Consider the following 17,850-nt stretch of genomic DNA (forward strand, 5'->3'; position numbering starts at 1 on the left):
TTAAATTAAACCAATAAAATGGAGTGAAACATGTCCTACGATAAAATTATTAAAAACGGTACCGTTATTTTAGAAAATGAAGCGATTGAAACTGATATCGCAATAAAAGACGGTGTTATTGCCGCTATTGGCAGCAATTTGGGAGTGGCATCTGAGTATATTGATGCGGCAGGCTTGATCGTTGCACCAAGCATGGTTGATGGCCATGTTCATATTACCGATCCTGGCGGTCCTCGCAGTGAGTGGGAGGGGTACGAAACGGCAACGAAAGCGGCGGCGAAAGGCGGTGTAACAACGTGTGTTGAAATGCCACTGAATCAGGTTCCCGCTACGATAGACCGTGAAACGCTACACATTAAATATGAAGCCGGTAAGGGGAGGCTCACGGTTGATGTTGCCTCGCTGGGTGGGCTCGTTCCGCATAATATTGATCGCCTGAATGAACTGGCTGAGGAAGGTGTGGTTGGCTACAAATGCTTTGTATCGACTTGCGGCAACCCAGATCCGACTTCAGGTGACTTCTGTAACGTAAACAACTATCAGCTCTACGAAGGTATGACCGAACTAGCCCGCTTGGGCAAAATATTGCTGATGCATGCGGAAAACGCGGAGATCTGTGATGGCTTGGGTAAGAAAGCGGTGGCGGAAGGCCGTCTTACTGCCAAGGACTATATTGCCTCTCGTCCGGTTTTCACTGAAGTCGAGGCTGTGCGCCGGGCGATTTATCTGGCGAAGGAAACCGGTTGTAAGCTGCACCTTTGTCATTTGAGTAGCCCTGAAGCGATTGAGGAAGTTACCAAGGCTCGTAATGAAGGCCAGGATGTGACATGTGAGTCGTGTGGCCACTATTTTGCTCTGGATGATGATCAGTTTGAGGAAATCGGTACTAAGGCGAAGTGTTCACCGCCTATCCGTGACAAGGACAATCAGGACCGTATGTGGACGAAGCTCCTTAACGGTGAGATTGATTTTATTACGTCAGATCACTCACCTTGTACACCCGATCTCAAACAAGGCGGTATTTTTGATGCGTGGGGTGGGATCTCTTCACTGCAGAACAGTGTCGATATTATGTTTGATGAAGGGGTACAAAAGCGTGGCATGGCGTTGACTCAGTTCGCGAAACTGATGGCGACCAACCCCGCTGACCTGTTTGGTTTAGAACAGAAAGGGCGAATTGCTATCGGTAAAGATGCCGATATCGTCATCATAAAACCAGATTCATCCTATGTACTCACCGCAGACGATCTGGAATACCGTAACAAGTTCAGTGCCTATGAAGGCCGCAGTATCGGTGCGCAAGTGGCCAAGACGCTGCTACGAGGTCAGGTTGTCTATGATCTTGATACTGGTGTTATTAACCCATTCCAAGGTGACTTTGTTACCGTGTAAGCGACTGGGGAAAAAGTGATACTCAAAAGGCAGCCATTGGCTGCCTTTTTTATATTTGCTAGTGAGAGCAGCGAGCCAAACGTAAGGAACTGCGTACCATAGTATTAGGCGGCTATTTCATTGCTAGTGGCATACCGGTTAGTGGTTTAATTCATGTGCGGGCTGGCAGGAATAGCATTCTCTTTCAAAATGCTATAACGTAGTCGTGGATGGACTGAGACCCTCCCGAAGGGCGAGTTTCTAAGCTTTTATACTCCGCTATTGTTTTCTATTTAGAACCACTAGATCTTAAAGACAAGGCCTTATCCATCAGCTTATAAACACTCTCTGAATCTGTACCTTGAATTGGCTTAGCTATAAGTATAGTTAGCTCACTTTATTAGATGGATTAATCAGGTGGCTTATAATACTTAATCGTTTAATTGGCTGTAGCCATTAGTATATCAAGCCCCTTGAGTTATTAGGGGCGGAGTATAATAGGTGAATGGTCTTTTAAAGCGGACTAGCAATGGAGGGTGATAATATAATGAGGGCAGAGAAAAGCCAGTAAGATAAACTTACTGGCTTAATGTTTTAGATAAGCTTTATTATAATCATAGATTTATACTTGCACGTATTCTGCTTTTTTCACATCGTTGTAGACATCCCGGTCGAATTCACCCAGTTTGTCAGAAACAAGCATGGCAATCATGACATCAACCGTATTGTTCAGTAGCGTTCTGAACATACCAGAGAACCAGTCAATACCGATAAGAATAGCAACACTTTCCAGCGGTAGGCCCATTGAGCTGGCGAGGAAGGTATAAACGATGATCATACCACCGGGTACGACTATGGTGCCCATACACATCAATACTGACAGCAGGATAGCCATCCCCATCTGGAAAGGCTCAAGCACAATGCCTGTGGCCTGACTCATGAAGAAGATCGCCAAGACATAGCACATTACAGCACCATTGGCATTCATCGACATGGTAATAGGGCCGGTGAAATCAGCAACTTTGCGGCTAACACCAAACTTTGTGACGGAATCTTCCATTTTTGTTGGCAGGCAAATCGCTGAAGAAGTGGTTGTCATTGACATAATAGACAGCTTGGCAAATTTCTTCGGCATTTTAAATGGGTTTACTTTTGTTAACATGGCGGTCAATGGGCCATACATCAACAGTAGGATAATATTGCCGATTGCCAGCGCGCCTAAGAATTTAAGCATAGGAATAATGACTTTAAAGCCGATAGCTCCAGATACATTGGCCAGCAAACAAAAAATACCAATCGGCGCCAGCTTCATTACCATCTTGATAATGTTCATGATAACCGCATTAAAACTGACGATGAATTCAGTAATCATTTTATTACCAGTGGTGCGGGAGTATGAACCCATTGCAAGCCCAAATATGACGGCAAAGACAATACAAGGTATCATCGCGCCGCTAGACATGGAGTCAACGATATTGGTCGAAAAGAACCCAAGGATGGTCTCTTTGATGGAAGCATCGGGGGTCGCTACTGCCGCGGCCGCCCCATCGATGATTATTCCTTCACCGGGTTTAATCGTTAGGGCCAGGAATAATCCGACAAAGGCCGAAACAATCGTCATTGAGATTATCCATTTGAATGTGTGCAGGCTCATTTTTCCTGCGCCCTTGCTATCAACGTTTCCTATTGCGGCCGAGACTGCTGTCATTACCAGTAATACAACAGACATTTGGATTAAGCGAATGAAGATATCACCAATGAATTTTATATTTTCAGCCCAAGGGCCAACAAACGCGCCGAAGGCAATCCCGCCTGCGGTCGCAATAAGTATCTGATTGGTTAGTGATATTGATAGTTTTGGTTTGGGGTTATTTTCAGCCATACTAAGTGACATATTCGTTCCCTCGTTTCAGTTTTTATTTTGATATTAAGATCGGCAAATGCTTTAGATAACAATAATCGTTATCAGCATTACAACTATGCGTTGACCTCATCCATATCGACTCATACATCTCATATCTATTGTGTAACTGCTGGGATATAGAATAGGAATAAATTGACTGTTTTTATTTGAAGGTGGTTGAATAAAGGTGAAATGTTAAATTGTTTTATGAAAGGAAGGGGGATCGTTAGAAATGTTTAAAAGTTATCAAGAGAAGAGAGAAGTGATTTATTTTTTACTTCCACCTTTTTTTAGATAAGAGTTTCAAAAAGGTGGAAGTATAAATTCAAGTTTACATTAATCATTAATATTCCGGCAATTCAAATTGCTCGGAAATCTTGAGGATTTCATTATCCGAGCAGTGGGCGATATCTTCCATCACTTCACGGGTAAGGTGCGGGCAGAATAGTTCGATGAAATCCAACATATACTTTTGCAGAAACAGGTTACGGCTATAGCACAGCCATGCATCACAAGCCGGGATTAGGTCGTTTAACGGGATGCTAACCAGATTCTCATCCACGACATCTTGGGCGGCAACTTGGGCAATAATGCCGATACCGTAACCGAGGTTCACATATTTCTTAATAACTTCGACATCCATTACCGTCATGAAGTAATACGGTGTGATGCCTTTTTCCTTGAAGGCTTTGTCCTGCGACGAGCGTCCGGTAGAGCCCGGCTCGTAGCTGATCAGCGGGTAAGCTCCAATTTTCTCGATGGATATATCATTGTCCTTAGCCAATGGATGGTTCTTGGGGACGATAAGACTTAGGTTCCATTTATAGGCAGGCAGTACGATGATGTCTTTTTCACGCTCGACATTTTGCGCCAGTATCGAGAAGTCAGATTGTCCCCGTTTCAATATATGGCCGTATTTGTCGAGTTGTGATGTACCTATGTGGAACTTGATTTTCGGGTAGCGCTTAACGAACCGTTCTACCGCTTCAGGGAGCAGGTAGCGGGCAATGGTATTGGTGGTGTAAATGTTCAAGAAGCCTTCTTCTGGCTTGATATGATCGCGAACAATTGTCTTGATGCGGCTCTCTTTTTCCAGCATGTCGATCGCTTCATCGATGATCTGCTTGCCGATAGGCGTCACTGTGCTGATGGACTTTCCTTTGCGCTCAAAGATTTTGACGCCCAATTCTGACTCAAGCAGCCTGATCTGCTTGCTGACTCCCGGCTGGGTAGTAAAGAGGGAATTGGCAGCAACCGAGATATTTAGGTTGTTGTCTATTACCGCCTTGAGGTAACGCAGTTGCTGTAATTTCATTGCACTCTCATCATATTCGCAATATTTTCATACTCTTGATTGTGCCTGAAGTAACAAATTTTTCATATAACAAGTGGTAATAATATATTCACTTTCCTTTTGGTTATAAGTCGGGGGCTGAAGGTATCTCTCCGATTTAACCTATGCTGCTGGGGTTTAGTTTTCCAGCGCTCGGATCATTTCAAAGCGGCAAAGTCCTTTCATGACTCTGTTTTCAGCCAGTACGGTGAGGTTACGGATGATCGCATTGGTGATCACCAGTGGTGGGCTGACAGACTTCGTTCCCTTGGTCTCCCCCCGGTAGATCCTAAGCAGCAAAATATCCTGTGGTACGCTCAGCGAGCTGAGATCACTGATCCCAATGACTTGTAGCTGCAAGTTGCGGGCGATTTTGATTAGCTTTTCTGTCATTTCGTTCATGGTGTTATTGAAGATTAAGATCAGTACATCCTCGGGCTTTGACGCCGTTAGGCATTCGGCCAGTTTTGACCGCCCCAGTGAGACAGTTTCCGTATCAATACCCGAGCGGTTAAGCCGGCGGGAGAAGTGTTCGGCAAATCCTTCGGTATTGTCTTGGCCGTTGATGAAGACTTTGTTGGCTGACAGGATCAATTGACATGCTTCGTCTAGCGCGGACTGTGATACGGAACTGGCAATCAACCTGAGGTGTTCGATTTCCTGATTGATAGTCGATTGCAATACCGAGCCTTCCATTTGCGATAAGGTGTGCTGGTGGCGATCACTGGCGTCGGTTGACTGGTTGGCGAATTTAATCAAGTACTGCTTGAATTCGGGGTGACCGCGAAAGCCGAGTTTTTGTGCCAGCCTGACTAATGTCGATGGGTGGACTTGGATCGCTTCTGCAATATCTTTGCCGCTATGACCGGCATGGTCGGCGTTGGCAAGGTAATAGTCGACCACTTTGACTTCGGATTTGGTCAGTTTGCCTTCTACACCTGTGATCAATTGTTGGATGGCAGCGCGAAATTTAGCTTGGTAGCTGATTTGTTTGTCGTTCATTTTTTATCATAAGTTGCTAATTTGCATTGAATATAGCCATAAAAAATGACGGCTAAATGTCAAAATTGCAGAATTCATGCAATTGCAATCTTGATTGCAAAGTATGAAAGCCGCAGATAAACAGGTTATTACACAGCTCCTGCAACGGTTGCAGGCTTCTCTTCAATAAATGACCGAATTACTGAAACGGTACTGTCATACTTCCTGCCTAGCATTCACTGCAGTCCTTCATAACATGGAATGAATCATGAAACTGCGCTTTTCAGCTTTGGCTCTCTCGCTTGTTGCCACAGGAGCGATGGCAGCCCCGGTACACGTAGAGCTTTGGCACAACCAATCGGGTGATGATGAAGTCGTCCTGCAAAACCTGATTAATGACTTCAATCGTGCCAATGACGGCATTGAGGTTAAATCGACCTATAACGGTAGCTACGCAGATATCATTACGAAGTTGCAAGCATCTATCCCGGCACGCCGTAACCCGGAAATGGCTATATTGGAAGTGACCCAGTACGGTGTGTTTGCCGAAGCCGGTGTGCTTAATGATCTGAATGGCTATTACGCGGCTAATGCAGAGTTTGTGGAAGAACTTCAGCCATTCGCGCTTGAAATCGGTAATTACAAAGACGGTAACTACGTCATGCCGTTTAATTCATCAACGCCGCTGATGTACGTCAACAAGGCGCTGTTGGAAAAAGCGGGTTACGGGGACATTCCTGCGATGACATCGTTTGATGAAATCCTAGAGGTTGCTAAGAAAGTACAAAGCGAACTGAGCACAGAGAATGTTTACGGTATCAATACCCCAAGCCAGTTCAGCCGATTCGGTCTGGTTATGCAGAACGGTGGAGACTGGGTTGATCCTGTCACCAATAAATCTGGCCTTGCTGATGAGGCAACGATTGAAGCGTTCCAGTGGATGGGCGATCTTTACCATAAGCACCGTGTAGCCTCGGCAGAAAGTGTGACCGATGAGAAACTCGTCAAACAACACTTCAGCTCTGGTCGTGTTGCGATCCATTTCGATAGTACAGGCAACCTGGGTGATTACAAGCGCCTGCTGGGTGATGATCTGGTTGTCCTGCCCATGCCGTGTACGGCTGAGTGCCGTGTGCCAATCGGTGGAGCGGGCGTAGGCATGATGGCCAACGTTAGCGATGAGAAAAAAGAAGCATCGTGGCAATTTATGCAATATTTGGCGTCTGTAGACCAGAGTGCAACTTGGTTCCAGCATACCGGTTATATGCCTGTAAATAAAAATGCACTGGAAGTCGATTCGTCAAAAGCCCTGCTAGCTGACAATCCCGATTTCAGTGCGGCGATGGAGCAACTGCCGGTTGCTCAAGGTCGTGCCCGCCCGCCCGCAATGGCCTGGATCCGCGCGCAAGAGCAAGGGATCTGGGAATCGATTGCACTCGGTCAGCAAGATGCGGATAAGGCCCTGAAAGCCTTCAACCGCCGTGTTGAATCCCGTCTTTAATATCTCAATTGGCGGGAGCCATCCCGTCTATTAAGCATGATCATGAAAAGATTAACGCCGTATTTATTTGTTTTACCGTGCCTGTTGTTAATAGGTATTTTTACGTATTGGCCGATAGTTTCGTCCTTTATTTATAGCTTCCATAGCTGGAATTTTCTGAGCAGCGACATGCCATTCGTGGGGTTGGAAAATTACCGTTATTTGCTGGAAGGTGAAGAGTTTCGCAACTCGCTATACATTACCTTGATATTTGTTGTTATCTCGGTGCCGGTTCGTCTGGCTCTTGCCTTGCTATTGGCAAACTTTCTGGTAAACGAAACCAAGTTGGTTCGTTTCCTGCGCGGAGCGTACTTCTTGCCATCAGTGACTTCAACCGTCGCGATTTCGGTTATTTGGAGTTGGATCTTTGCCACCGATTTCGGCCTGCTAAATAGCATTCTGAGCACATTCGGTATGGAGAAAGTCACCTGGCTACAGTCGCCGATGCTCGCACTGTGGGTCGTGATCATCGTTAACACCTGGAAGCAACTGGGTTATGACATGGTGATTTATGTCGCGGGGCTGCAGGCGATTCCCAATGAGCTGTATGAAGCGTCTCAGGTTGATGGGGGTAAAAAATGGCATGTCTTCCGCAGGGTGACATTTCCATTGGTGATGCCGACAACCTACTTCTTGTTGATTATTTCGGTAGTGGAGTCGTTTCAAATTTTCACCATCGTCAATGTGATGACCAACGGCGGACCGGCGTTTGCGACCGACATGCTGGTTAACCTGCTCTACCGTACTGGTTTTGTGCTGTTTGATATTGGTCAGGGCTCAGCGCTGGCGGTGATTTTGTTTGTGATTTTGCTGCTGTTGGCCGTCGTGAAGTCAAAGTTGATTGGTAATAAGGTGCACTATGAAGGCAGCTAAAGTGATTCAGCTCGCGCCCAAGAAAACCCGTTGGTCGCTGTCGATGGTGATTTTGACGGCCATGGCACTGATGTTCCTCTTCCCGATTGGGTATGGCGTATTTCTCTCGTTCTTACCGTTCGATAGCTATGCCTCTGGTCAGCTTGGTTTTTCGTTGGAGAACTACGTCTACGCTTTTACCCAGATGAACTTTCCGTTGTATCTGCTCAACACGGCCATTGTGTCAGTAGCGGTCACGGTATTGAGCCTGACGGTCTCGGTTTGTGCAGCTTATGCCTTTAGCCGCATCGAATTCAAAGGTCGGGAGCTGCTGTTCTGGCTGGTGGTAGCAACCTTGATGGTACCGGGGCATATCAGCTTGATCCCCAATTACCTCAATATGGCAAAAGTGGGCTTGCTCGATAGTTACTGGACATTGATTTTGCCATCCATTGCCAGTGGTTTTGTGACCTTTTTCCTGCGCCAGTACTTTAAAGGTATTCCTAAGGCGATGGATGAAGCGGCATGGATCGATGGTGCCAATCACCTACAGGTGTTGTGGAAGGTGATTGTGCCTATGGCACGCCCTGCCATTGCTGCAATGGCGCTGTTTACTTTCCTTGGCGAATGGAATTCCTATATCTGGCCGTTGATCGCCACCGACAGTGAAGAAGTGCGCACACTTCAAATTGCCTTGTCCCGACTCTACGCCAGCGCCGCCGATGACGGCATGGTGAACTGGCCGCTGGTAATGGCTGGCGCAACACTCACCATGTTGCCGACATTGCTGTGCTTTAAGTTAGTCGAAAAACACTTGGTCCGTGGTATTGCCATGGGCGCGTTAAAGTAAGAGATGAAAATGATGAAACCACAAATCGCTTCACACCGCGGTGGAACACTTGTCTGGGGTGAAAACAGCCGTCGTGCTTTCGAAAACACCCTGAAATTACTGGTCGAATTGGTAGAGTTTGATGTTCACCCTACCAAAGATGGCATTATTGTCGTCCATCACGATGCAACGCTAGATCGTACGACCGACATGACGGGCCCGGTAAATGCCAAAACTTGGCAAGAGTTGGCTCAGGGAAGTGTGAACTATTCCGGTGGCGAGCGGATCATGACACTGCAAGAGTTGTGCGAGCTCTACCAAGGCAGCGATATAACTCTTCGTTTGGAAATCAAAGCTGATGTCTACAAGATGCCGTATCCGGGAATGGTCGATAAGGTGCTGGCTATCCTCAAGCAAACCGGCATGTTTGAACAGGCCATCGTCTCGTCGTTTAACTGCGAAGTGTTGGCTGAACTTGCTGAAAAAGAGCCCCAATTATTTACCATCTGGCTAATACAAAGGAATATGCCGCGCTTATTGGGCTGTGAATTTATGATTAACCTTGCCTTGTCGATGCAGGTGAATGAAATCTCGGTGCATGTCACCCAGCTGGATCAAGAGGCCAAGCTGCAAGTATTGGCGAGCGGGTTGAAATATGGCTGCTACGGCGCCCATACCGCAGAGCTTATTCAGACTGCACTCGATTACGGTGTGCACGCCTTTACGACTGATCGCCCAGATTTGGCGATCAAGTTACGTGACGCCTTCATGTTGGAGAACGTATCATGACCGCTATTTCACTTCAGCACATTGATAAAACCTACCAGGAAGGCAATCAGGTTGTCTTCGATGTCAATATGCATATCGAGAGCGGTGAGTTTATTGTCATCGTTGGCCCATCGGGTTGCGGAAAATCTACCTTGCTGCGGATGCTGGCCGGTTTGGAGGAGATCACGGCTGGCGATCTGATCATCAACGATCAGCGGATGAACGATGTCCTGCCCCAAGATCGTGATCTGGCTTTTGTATTCCAAAATTATGCCCTTTACCCGCACCTGAGTGTACGCGATAACATCGCCTTTAGCTTGGAGTTGCGTGGTGTTGATAAGAAAACCCGACACCAGCGGGCAGAAGAGGTAGCTAAAACGCTACGACTGGAGGGCTACTTGGACAAAAAGCCCGGGCAGTTATCGGGAGGCCAGCGTCAGCGTGTGGCGATGGGGCGTGCGATTGCACGTGATGCCGGTATCTACCTGATGGATGAGCCGCTGTCGAATTTGGATGCCGAGCTACGTAACTCGATGCGGGCACAGATCAAACAGTTACACCGCAAGCTAGGTAATACAACTGTCTATGTAACCCACGATCAGATCGAAGCCTTGACGCTGGCCGATAAAATAGCAGTGATGAAGGGCGGCGTCTTGCAGCAGTTTGCTAGTCCGGAAGAAATTTACGATAACCCGGCCAATGTGTTTGTGGCCTCGTTTATCGGTGCGCCGCCGACCAATATTATGCCGCTATCAATTCAAGCGGGTCAGGCACGCCTGATGGGTGATGCTGCGGGGTGGATAGTGCCAGATAATACATTGGAACCTGGTCAGTACCTACTCGGTATTCGCCCTGACAAGATGGCGATTTTGGATGCCAGCTATGCCAAAGATATTCGTTGGCAGGCTGATGTCGAGTTGGTGGAGACAACCGGTAGCGACCGGATCATTCATTGTCGTTGTGAAGGGCATAAGTTTTTACTTTGTGTGGATCGCCAGTATCTGATCCAAGAAGGTGAAACTATTGATGTCGGTTTTGACGTGGCCGATGCCTTGCTGTTTGACGGTGATAGCGAAGAAAGGATTTATACGGCTATGCATATGGGCTATGCACAAAATGGAAAGGTCGCGTAACACAGAACAGGCGGCATTGAAGGAGTTCGTTGCCGCCCTCATCTTTAAGCCCACTATGGTGTGAGCAATGAAATGGCTGCCACGATGCAGCCATTTCTTATTTCATTATTGACTAGCTTCTTGAAATAACCCAAGTTGCCTCGCAGTCATTACAGCAGACCTTGGCATCACTGATGCTCTTATTGATGATCTGGGTGTTTTCAGAGTCACACTCTGGGCAATGGGTTCGGGTTGGCGGGCAATTTAGTTCAACACAATGATTCTGATTGTCCTTAGCTTTAACCATTGGTTGTTTGCAATCTGGGCACAACATGAATAACACTCCTTATATTTTTAACTGACTTCTTGTCAGCTTTGCTGTTATGCGTTTTATTTCCCTAATTCGAGTAGCACAAAATTTGTGCCAATATGGCAGAAATAAAAGACATGCACTGTAATATCACCGTTGTGATGGTGTGACCAGCCTGTCGGCTGAATTGTTGGCAGTTTGTTGATCGTCATCATGAATAGGCAAAAACAGTGAATAATTTTGCGAACTATTTTTCGAGTTTGTAATTCACATTACGATCTTCCGTCACCATATTGTCTTGTCACTGTCACCGTAGCGTCAAAGATTTGAATTATTTTGCCTTTTTCTAAAGTAAAGGTGAAATATGTTGCCTCCACTCCGTGCCTTAGTGGCTTTCGAAGCGGTTGCTCGGCTGGGCTCTATTGGTGCTGCAGCCAGAGAGCTACACGTTACTCAGGCCGCCGTGAGCCAGCAGTTGAAAAGCCTAGAGCAATATCTCGACTGTGCTTTGTTCGAGCGAAGCCAACGCGGTGTCATGCTGACATCGACTGCACAGCAATACTTACCGGCCGTGGCGGGTTCACTCCATCACCTCAAGCTGCAGACTGAAATCTTGTTTGGTAAGCAGCAGCCGGACGTACTTCGCGTCAAGCTTAACCATTCCATTGGCCATAATTGGCTCCTGCCGAAATTGAAAGATTTCACCGAGAAGTTTCCGTTTATCCGCTTGGACTTGTCCTTGGTCGATTGGCCTTCAAGGGAGCCCTGTGTCGATGCTGATATCGAAATTACTAATGGCTATATAGAAAGTGAATCGACCCGTGCGGAACGATTATTTGAAGAGCAGTGGCTAATGGTGTGCTCTCCTGCCTTCAAATCTACCCATGCCGAGCAGTTAGCCACGGGCGATATCGGGTCATTACCGGCAATCCAAGTGAAGGGCTATGAAGAAAGCTGGATGCAGTGGCTGGCACATAACCAGCGCCTGCCTGAGTTGCCCCATATTCAGCTGGCGCTGAGTAACTCCCTCCATGGCTTGGAGGCGGTCAAGCAGGGGATTGGCATGATGTTGGTGCGATCGCTGGTGGCTGAACGGGATTTGTTGTCCGGTGCGGTGGTGATTGCCTTGGAGGGCAGTATGCCCTCGGAGTCAGGGCACTATCTAATCACGGCCAATAAGCGGGATGCCAAGGTGAATTTTTTCTGTGACTGGCTCCATAAGCAAACGCAGCCTAAGCAGGTGCAGCAAACACAAGCGGCTCCCCCTACGATTTCTAACGCTTAGTCGGTGGGCCCTAAGTTTTTCTTATGGCTGACATCGGAAAATATGACGCTTTGCCAAACGAGCCTGTCATACACGCCAACTAGCATAGTGGGCATAGAGTAAAGGAAGTGCTTATTCCATGAAAATCATATTTCAAACATTGACTGACAAAGCCAGAGTCTTGCTGTTTATAGCGCCTCTGATGGCGCCTTTAATGGCCTTCTGGCTAATCCCGTTCGGGTGGACTGTTTATATCAGCTTTACCGATTGGGACTATATTTCGCCTGATTATTATTATGTCGGCTTCGAGAACTATCAGTATCTGCTGGAAGATCGCGATTTCCACCAAGCGATGTTAAATACGTTTTGGTTTGCACTTGGTGTTGTGGTTCCCACTGTTGTGTTGGGACTGATGTTTGCGCTGATGTTGCACAAGAGCTTTGCCGGTAGCCAGTTTTACCGCGCCGTCATTTTCTCACCGTGGATCACACCGACCGTGGCGGTTTCTATTGTGTGGTCTTGGGTCTTTGAAACCAAAGCCGGGCTTGCCAATTTACTGCTGGCCAAGGTGGGCATATCGCCAATCCCCTGGTTGGAAAGCGGGGATACCGCAATGGCAGCAGTGATTATTGTCACTGTATGGCAGGCGATTGGCTGGACCATGCTGTTTTATATCAGTGCACTCAACAAGATCCCGACTTCATTGTATGAAGCGACCCTTATTGACGGTTGCAGCCCACTGACACGCTTTTTCAAAATCACCTTGCCACTGATTTCACCAACGACGTTCTTCTTGGTAATTGTCAACGTCATTAATGCGATACAGGCATTTGATCAGTTCCAAATTCTGACCCAAGGCGGTCCTAGCGGAAGCACTCGGACCCTGCTTTACCTGTTCTACCAAACAGCATTCCAACAATACGATATGGGGCCTGCAGCTGCGACCTCCCTGATCATTTTGTTAATCACCGGGGTGCTGACCATCGTCAACACCGTTATGGGCAAACGTTGGGTTTATTACTAAGGACAGTGTTATGACGATGCAATCTGTAGATCTTCCAATAGGAAGCCAGCCTGCTTCAAAGGCAGTCACATTGGCTAAGTCAGCACAGGGTGAAGTTAAACAATCACTATTGCGGCTTAGACAAATTACAGTATCTAAGGTGGCGCTAGCCAAGCATGCGTTCTTGTCATTTGCTGGCTTGGTCATGGTATTCCCGTTTATCTGGATGCTATCGGGCTCGATGAAGTCTAATGATGAAATTTTCAGTAACCCGCTCAATGTTATTCCTGAGCAGTTTCGCTGGGAAACCTTTATCGACACGTTCCAGTTGGCACCGTTTGGCCAGTACATTTTCAACAGCTTCTCGGTGGCGTTTTTTACCACAGTGTTTGTGATTGTGAATTCGGCAATGTTTGCCTATGCCATCACCCAGCTGAAGTTCCGCTCGCGCACCTTACTGTATTTCGTGGTGATGGGCAGCTACATGTTGCCGGGGGCGGTGACTTATATCCCTTCATATATCACGTTGGCAAGGATGGGGCTGCTCGATAGCCATGCGGGGCTTATTTTATCGAGTGCCGCCAGCGTGTTCGGGGTGTTCTACTTGCGTCAGGTGTTCTTGAAGATCCACCCGTCTTTGATTGAAGCAGCCCGTATCGATGGGGCCGGTGAGCTGAAAATACTGTGGGCGATTGTGCTGCCTCAATGCAAGGCGGCGTTAGCCACCCTGTTCCTTATTACGTTCATCACCAACTACAACAGCTATATGTGGCCTAGCTTGGTGATCACGACCCAAGAGTTGCACCTTATCGCAACCGGGATCCGCCAGTTCTTTATTGCAGAGGGTAACTACGGCCTCAACTGGTCGCAGATCATGGCTGCCAGCACTATCGCAGTCGTGCCTTTGTTAGTCCTATTCATGATTTGTCAAAAAACGATTTTGTCCGGCATTGCCGATAACGGTGTTAAAGAGTAAATGGATATGAAACTAAAAACACTCGCAATTGTATGTGCAAGCATTGCAACAGGTTCACTGGCTGTTGCTGGAAGTGCAATGGCTCAGACTGAGGTTAACTTCTGGTACTCGGGAGGGACCAAGCCTCAGGAAATGATGACCAAGATGATCGAAGAGTTCAATGCTAGTCAGGACGAGTATGTTATTCGTGGGGCGCTGCAAGGTAACTACCAAGAAACCTTCCAGAAGTTGCAGGCGGGTATGGCATCGCGCACTGCGCCGGAATTTGTCTTGGTTGGGGCTTCTGAAGCAAGCTCGATGGAAAACCGTGGCCTGACTCGTGACCTGCGTGATTTCATCACTGACGACTTCAACTACGAAGATTTCATTCCGGCTTTCCGCCAGCAGGGAACGGCTGCCGATGGGTCTGTATTTGGCCTGCCTGCTTACGGTACGACGCAGGTGCTTTACTACAACAAGGCCAAGTTGGCTGAGCATGGGTTCACGGAGGCGGATCTGGCCACATGGCAGGGCCTTGCCAAAGTGGCTGAGAAGGTCACAGTTAAAGATGCCAACGGTAATACCCAATTCTACGGCTGGGAGCCAATGTGGGGTAACGGTAATATGATTGATGCGGCATTTTCCAATGGTGCCAAGGTGATCAGCGATGATGGCAAAACGGTCATGATTGATTCATCTGAGTGGGTTGAAGTCTGGGAGAGTTTCCGCCAGTGGATCCACGATGACAACATCATGCGCATTCACCACGGTGGTCAGGGGTGGGAATACTGGTACAAGACCATTGACGATGTGATGAAAGACAATGCGCTGGGCTACACCGGCTCCTCAGGTGACCAAGGTGACTTGGATTTCAGCAAACTTAGCGCGACGACCCAGCCGGGTTGGGGCGATCACCCGGCTTCACCTCAGGCGGGGGCGTTGATGTTTGTGATGCCAAAAGGTACCGACGACAAAGCAGCACAAGGTGCGTTCGAATTCCTGGAGTTCTATACCGATGCAGCAAACACTGCGCGCTGGTCGATGTTCACCGGCTACATCCCTGTGCGCCAGAGCGTTAATGACGTCCCTGCTTATCAGGCATTTACCAAGGACAACCCACAGGCGCTGATCCCGCTAAAGCAAGCGACTACGGCCTCGGTTGATTTCATGGACCCGACTAACGGCCGAATTCTGGATGCGTTATCCATTGCCGTTGATCAGGTACAAATTGAAAATATCCCGGCGGAAAAAGCCCTGAGAGATGCAGCCAAGCGTGCGCAACGTGCCTTGGATAGAGCGAACCGCTCTTAATCATTGATGAACAGGCACTAAGCGGATCGATCTTGGTGCCTGCTAACTACCGACATCATTCACGTTAAAAGAGAGACATCCATGCTGACATTTTCGGGTGAGCTGGCTTTCGGCCATCGAGTCGAGCGTTTTGAGGTGCCTGCGGGAATCCAAACCTTATCTATAACAGGTACAACGGTAAAACAGGGGTTCCTGTATGCCTATCTTTATGATGCCAAGCAGCAACTTCGTGCGGCGATACTTTGGGTTAAACCAGAAAAGCAAATAGTGATCAGCCGTGATGCGGCATCGTTGGGGGGGATTGCGGGGGATATTCCTTCAGGGGAGTGGGAACTGCATCTTTATAACCTTGAAGGTGAGAACCGCAACCACAAGCCGATGCAGTATCAGGCCAATATTGCGTTTGAAGTGGCTATCGAGGAAGGCAATCAACAGATTGCTGTTCCAGCCATTACCGTTCCGACCATGGCTAGTTTAAATGCAGATAATCAAATTACGTTTGATTACACCAAGATCAAGTCACCAGAATCCCGCTGGTACCGTGGTGATCTGCATGCCCACACAGTACTTTCTGACGGCCATAACACGCTGGAAGCGGCAACGGAGATCATTGAGTGCCAACAACTGGATTTTATGTTCCTGACTGAACATAACATCTGTCATCCGCGGCTACCGGACAGCTCGCGGACTTTGATCCTACCGGGCGTCGAAGTGACAACAGACAAAGGCCATTTCAATGTGCACGGGCCGAGATCAGGGTTGGCGATGAGTAATGCTGACTACTCCAGTGAGGCACTGATCCGCCAAGGGGTAGCAAAGTTGGGTGGCAATATCAGTATCAATCACCCGATGATGAAACCTTGGCATTGGCACTACAACGATATGCCGCTGGCCCATGTCGATACTATGGAGCTTTGCTGCGATCCAACTTGGTCGACTTCTCCTGCTTCGACAGAGTCGGCGTTAAACGTGCTGACGGCTATGTGGAATAACGGTCACCGTATTTATGCGGTGGGCGGCAGTGACTCGCACCTCGAACCCCATGAGCGTAACCCGAAAGCGACCGAGCCTTCTATTTATGGTGACCCGTCGACGTTTGTCTTTTCTCATGGCCTCAGTGGAGAAGGGATTCTGGCTGGCCTGCGACAGGGCCATGTATATCTTGAGCGCTGCTGTGGTTTGGCGGTTTCGATCAATCACGGCAGTGTGTTGCCGGGACAGGATGTTGGAGAGGGTGAGCTGACCTACCACCTGTCCGTGAGGGATCGATCACAAGCATATTTTGCTGAGTGTGTGGCTGATGGTGAGGTGATTGAACGCTTCCAGCTAAGTCCGGAAGGCCGTGCGTTTACGGTCGGAATGCAGCAGCGTAAATGGCTTCGTATTGATATTCGCCGTGGCGACCTAGCCAATATGGCCGGGGGAGATACGGGTGAATTTGAAGGGGTGATCAACCCGGTATTCAATGGTCAACATGCAGTATTTTCTCAACCTCTTGTTACGACTTGGGGTGAGTTAATGGAGACAATGAAAAATAATGGAAATTAAAGGCGTATTGTTCGACAAAGATGGCACTTTGCTCGAATTTCACCAGATGTGGCTCAAGGTATCACAAGGGGTTGTAGCGGCATTGCTTGCTCGTTACCCGGTCCAAGGGACAGTAACGGCTGAAGAATTGCTTGAGGCGATCGGTGTTTATGGTGAGCGGGTGGATAACTATGGCCTGCTGGCTTCGAACCCGGTAGAGGATACCGCCCAGAAATGGTTTGAAATGTTGTCCCCGCAGTGTGACTTTGCGGCGTTCAACCTCGCAGTGAAAGGGTTGTTCAACCAGCAGGTAGAGCAAATGCCTGAACTGATCCAAACCTTGCCGGGGATTGAGGATACGCTCATAAATCTGAAACAAAACGGATTTAAGCTTGGCATTGCCACCGCGGATACCAAGGATGCCACGCTCTACTCTCTTGAACAGGCAGGCATTATTGAGCTGTTTGACTTCATTGGTTACTCCGATGGCGATATTGCTCCCAAGCCAGCCCCAGCGCTTATGGAAGCGTTTTGCCAGTGTTGCGAGCTACAAGCCAACGAAGTGGTGATGTTGGGAGATACGGTGTCGGATATGAAGTTCGGGATCAACAGTGGTGCGCGCAGTGTCGGTGTACTGACAGGTACAGCTTCTCAGGAAGAGCTCTCTCCCCATGCTGAGTTAGTCCTTGGCTCGGTGGCCGAATTTACGCCCAGCCTGCTAAAAACCGCCTAATTGTTAGCACGTTAGCAAGACGTTGATTACACGCATTAAAACAAAAGACATAACGGAA

At 48.0% G+C, this 17,850-nt stretch carries 15 protein-coding genes; 12 read left to right on the top strand and 3 right to left on the bottom strand.

Going from position 1 to position 17,850, the window contains the following annotated elements:
- Positions 1–30: 30 nt before the first annotated feature.
- Positions 31–1,392, top strand: coding sequence for an allantoinase AllB (gene allB / locus L4D79_RS10905; protein WP_428651213.1), 1,362 nt, complete (start codon positions 31–33; stop codon positions 1,390–1,392).
- A gap of 601 nt (positions 1,393–1,993) precedes the next feature.
- Here the strand turns inward: allB and L4D79_RS10910 are convergent.
- The 3 genes from L4D79_RS10910 to L4D79_RS10920 form a co-directional block, all read right to left on the bottom strand.
- Complete coding sequence (locus L4D79_RS10910) at positions 1,994–3,265, bottom strand: dicarboxylate/amino acid:cation symporter (RefSeq protein ID WP_428651216.1); 1,272 nt, start codon at positions 3,263–3,265, stop codon at positions 1,994–1,996.
- 352 nt (positions 3,266–3,617) lie between these two features.
- Positions 3,618–4,589, bottom strand: a complete 972-nt coding sequence (locus L4D79_RS10915) for a LysR substrate-binding domain-containing protein (RefSeq protein ID WP_428651218.1) — start codon at positions 4,587–4,589, stop codon at positions 3,618–3,620.
- A 156-nt stretch (positions 4,590–4,745) separates the two neighbouring features.
- On the bottom strand, positions 4,746–5,609 hold the full coding sequence (locus L4D79_RS10920) for a MurR/RpiR family transcriptional regulator (RefSeq protein ID WP_428651221.1): 864 nt from the start codon (positions 5,607–5,609) through the stop codon (positions 4,746–4,748).
- 247 nt (positions 5,610–5,856) lie between these two features.
- Here L4D79_RS10920 and L4D79_RS10925 point away from each other — a divergent pair, with 247 nt between their 5' ends.
- From L4D79_RS10925 to L4D79_RS10975, 11 genes are all read left to right on the top strand, one after another.
- Positions 5,857–7,089 (top strand): ABC transporter substrate-binding protein, encoded by a 1,233-nt coding sequence (locus tag L4D79_RS10925; RefSeq protein WP_428651224.1) that lies wholly within the window; start codon positions 5,857–5,859, stop codon positions 7,087–7,089.
- Positions 7,090–7,131: 42 nt separating this feature from the next.
- Positions 7,132–8,001 carry a carbohydrate ABC transporter permease gene (locus tag L4D79_RS10930; RefSeq protein WP_428651226.1) on the top strand — a complete coding sequence of 290 codons (870 nt, stop codon included), beginning with the start codon at positions 7,132–7,134 and terminating at the stop codon, positions 7,999–8,001.
- Complete coding sequence (locus tag L4D79_RS10935) at positions 7,988–8,830, top strand: carbohydrate ABC transporter permease (protein WP_428651229.1); 843 nt, start codon at positions 7,988–7,990, stop codon at positions 8,828–8,830. Before L4D79_RS10930 ends, L4D79_RS10935 begins: the two co-directional genes overlap by 14 nt.
- A gap of 9 nt (positions 8,831–8,839) precedes the next feature.
- Complete coding sequence (locus L4D79_RS10940) at positions 8,840–9,598, top strand: glycerophosphodiester phosphodiesterase (RefSeq protein WP_428651232.1); 759 nt, start codon at positions 8,840–8,842, stop codon at positions 9,596–9,598.
- Positions 9,595–10,710, top strand: coding sequence for an ABC transporter ATP-binding protein (locus L4D79_RS10945; RefSeq protein ID WP_428651235.1), 1,116 nt, complete (start codon positions 9,595–9,597; stop codon positions 10,708–10,710). The genes L4D79_RS10940 and L4D79_RS10945 overlap by 4 nt, the downstream gene beginning before the upstream one ends.
- Positions 10,711–11,363: 653 nt before the next feature.
- Positions 11,364–12,284: a LysR substrate-binding domain-containing protein gene (locus L4D79_RS10950; protein WP_428651238.1), complete on the top strand. Its 921-nt coding sequence runs from the start codon at positions 11,364–11,366 to the stop codon at positions 12,282–12,284.
- A gap of 118 nt (positions 12,285–12,402) precedes the next feature.
- Positions 12,403–13,287 (top strand): carbohydrate ABC transporter permease, encoded by an 885-nt coding sequence (locus L4D79_RS10955; RefSeq protein ID WP_428651241.1) that lies wholly within the window; start codon positions 12,403–12,405, stop codon positions 13,285–13,287.
- Between the two features lie 10 nt (positions 13,288–13,297).
- Complete coding sequence (locus L4D79_RS10960; RefSeq protein WP_428651244.1) at positions 13,298–14,242, top strand: carbohydrate ABC transporter permease; 945 nt, start codon at positions 13,298–13,300, stop codon at positions 14,240–14,242.
- 6 nt (positions 14,243–14,248) lie between these two features.
- Positions 14,249–15,532, top strand: coding sequence for an extracellular solute-binding protein (locus L4D79_RS10965; protein ID WP_428651247.1), 1,284 nt, complete (start codon positions 14,249–14,251; stop codon positions 15,530–15,532).
- 81 nt (positions 15,533–15,613) lie between these two features.
- Positions 15,614–17,080 carry a CehA/McbA family metallohydrolase gene (locus tag L4D79_RS10970; RefSeq protein ID WP_428651250.1) on the top strand — a complete coding sequence of 489 codons (1,467 nt, stop codon included), beginning with the start codon at positions 15,614–15,616 and terminating at the stop codon, positions 17,078–17,080.
- Complete coding sequence (locus tag L4D79_RS10975; RefSeq protein WP_428651253.1) at positions 17,070–17,792, top strand: HAD family hydrolase; 723 nt, start codon at positions 17,070–17,072, stop codon at positions 17,790–17,792. The genes L4D79_RS10970 and L4D79_RS10975 overlap by 11 nt, the downstream gene beginning before the upstream one ends.
- Positions 17,793–17,850: the final 58 nt, after the last annotated feature.

Origin of the sequence: Photobacterium satsumensis (assembly GCF_050336935.1) — a bacterium.
Lineage (GTDB): Bacteria > Pseudomonadota > Gammaproteobacteria > Enterobacterales > Vibrionaceae > Photobacterium > Photobacterium satsumensis.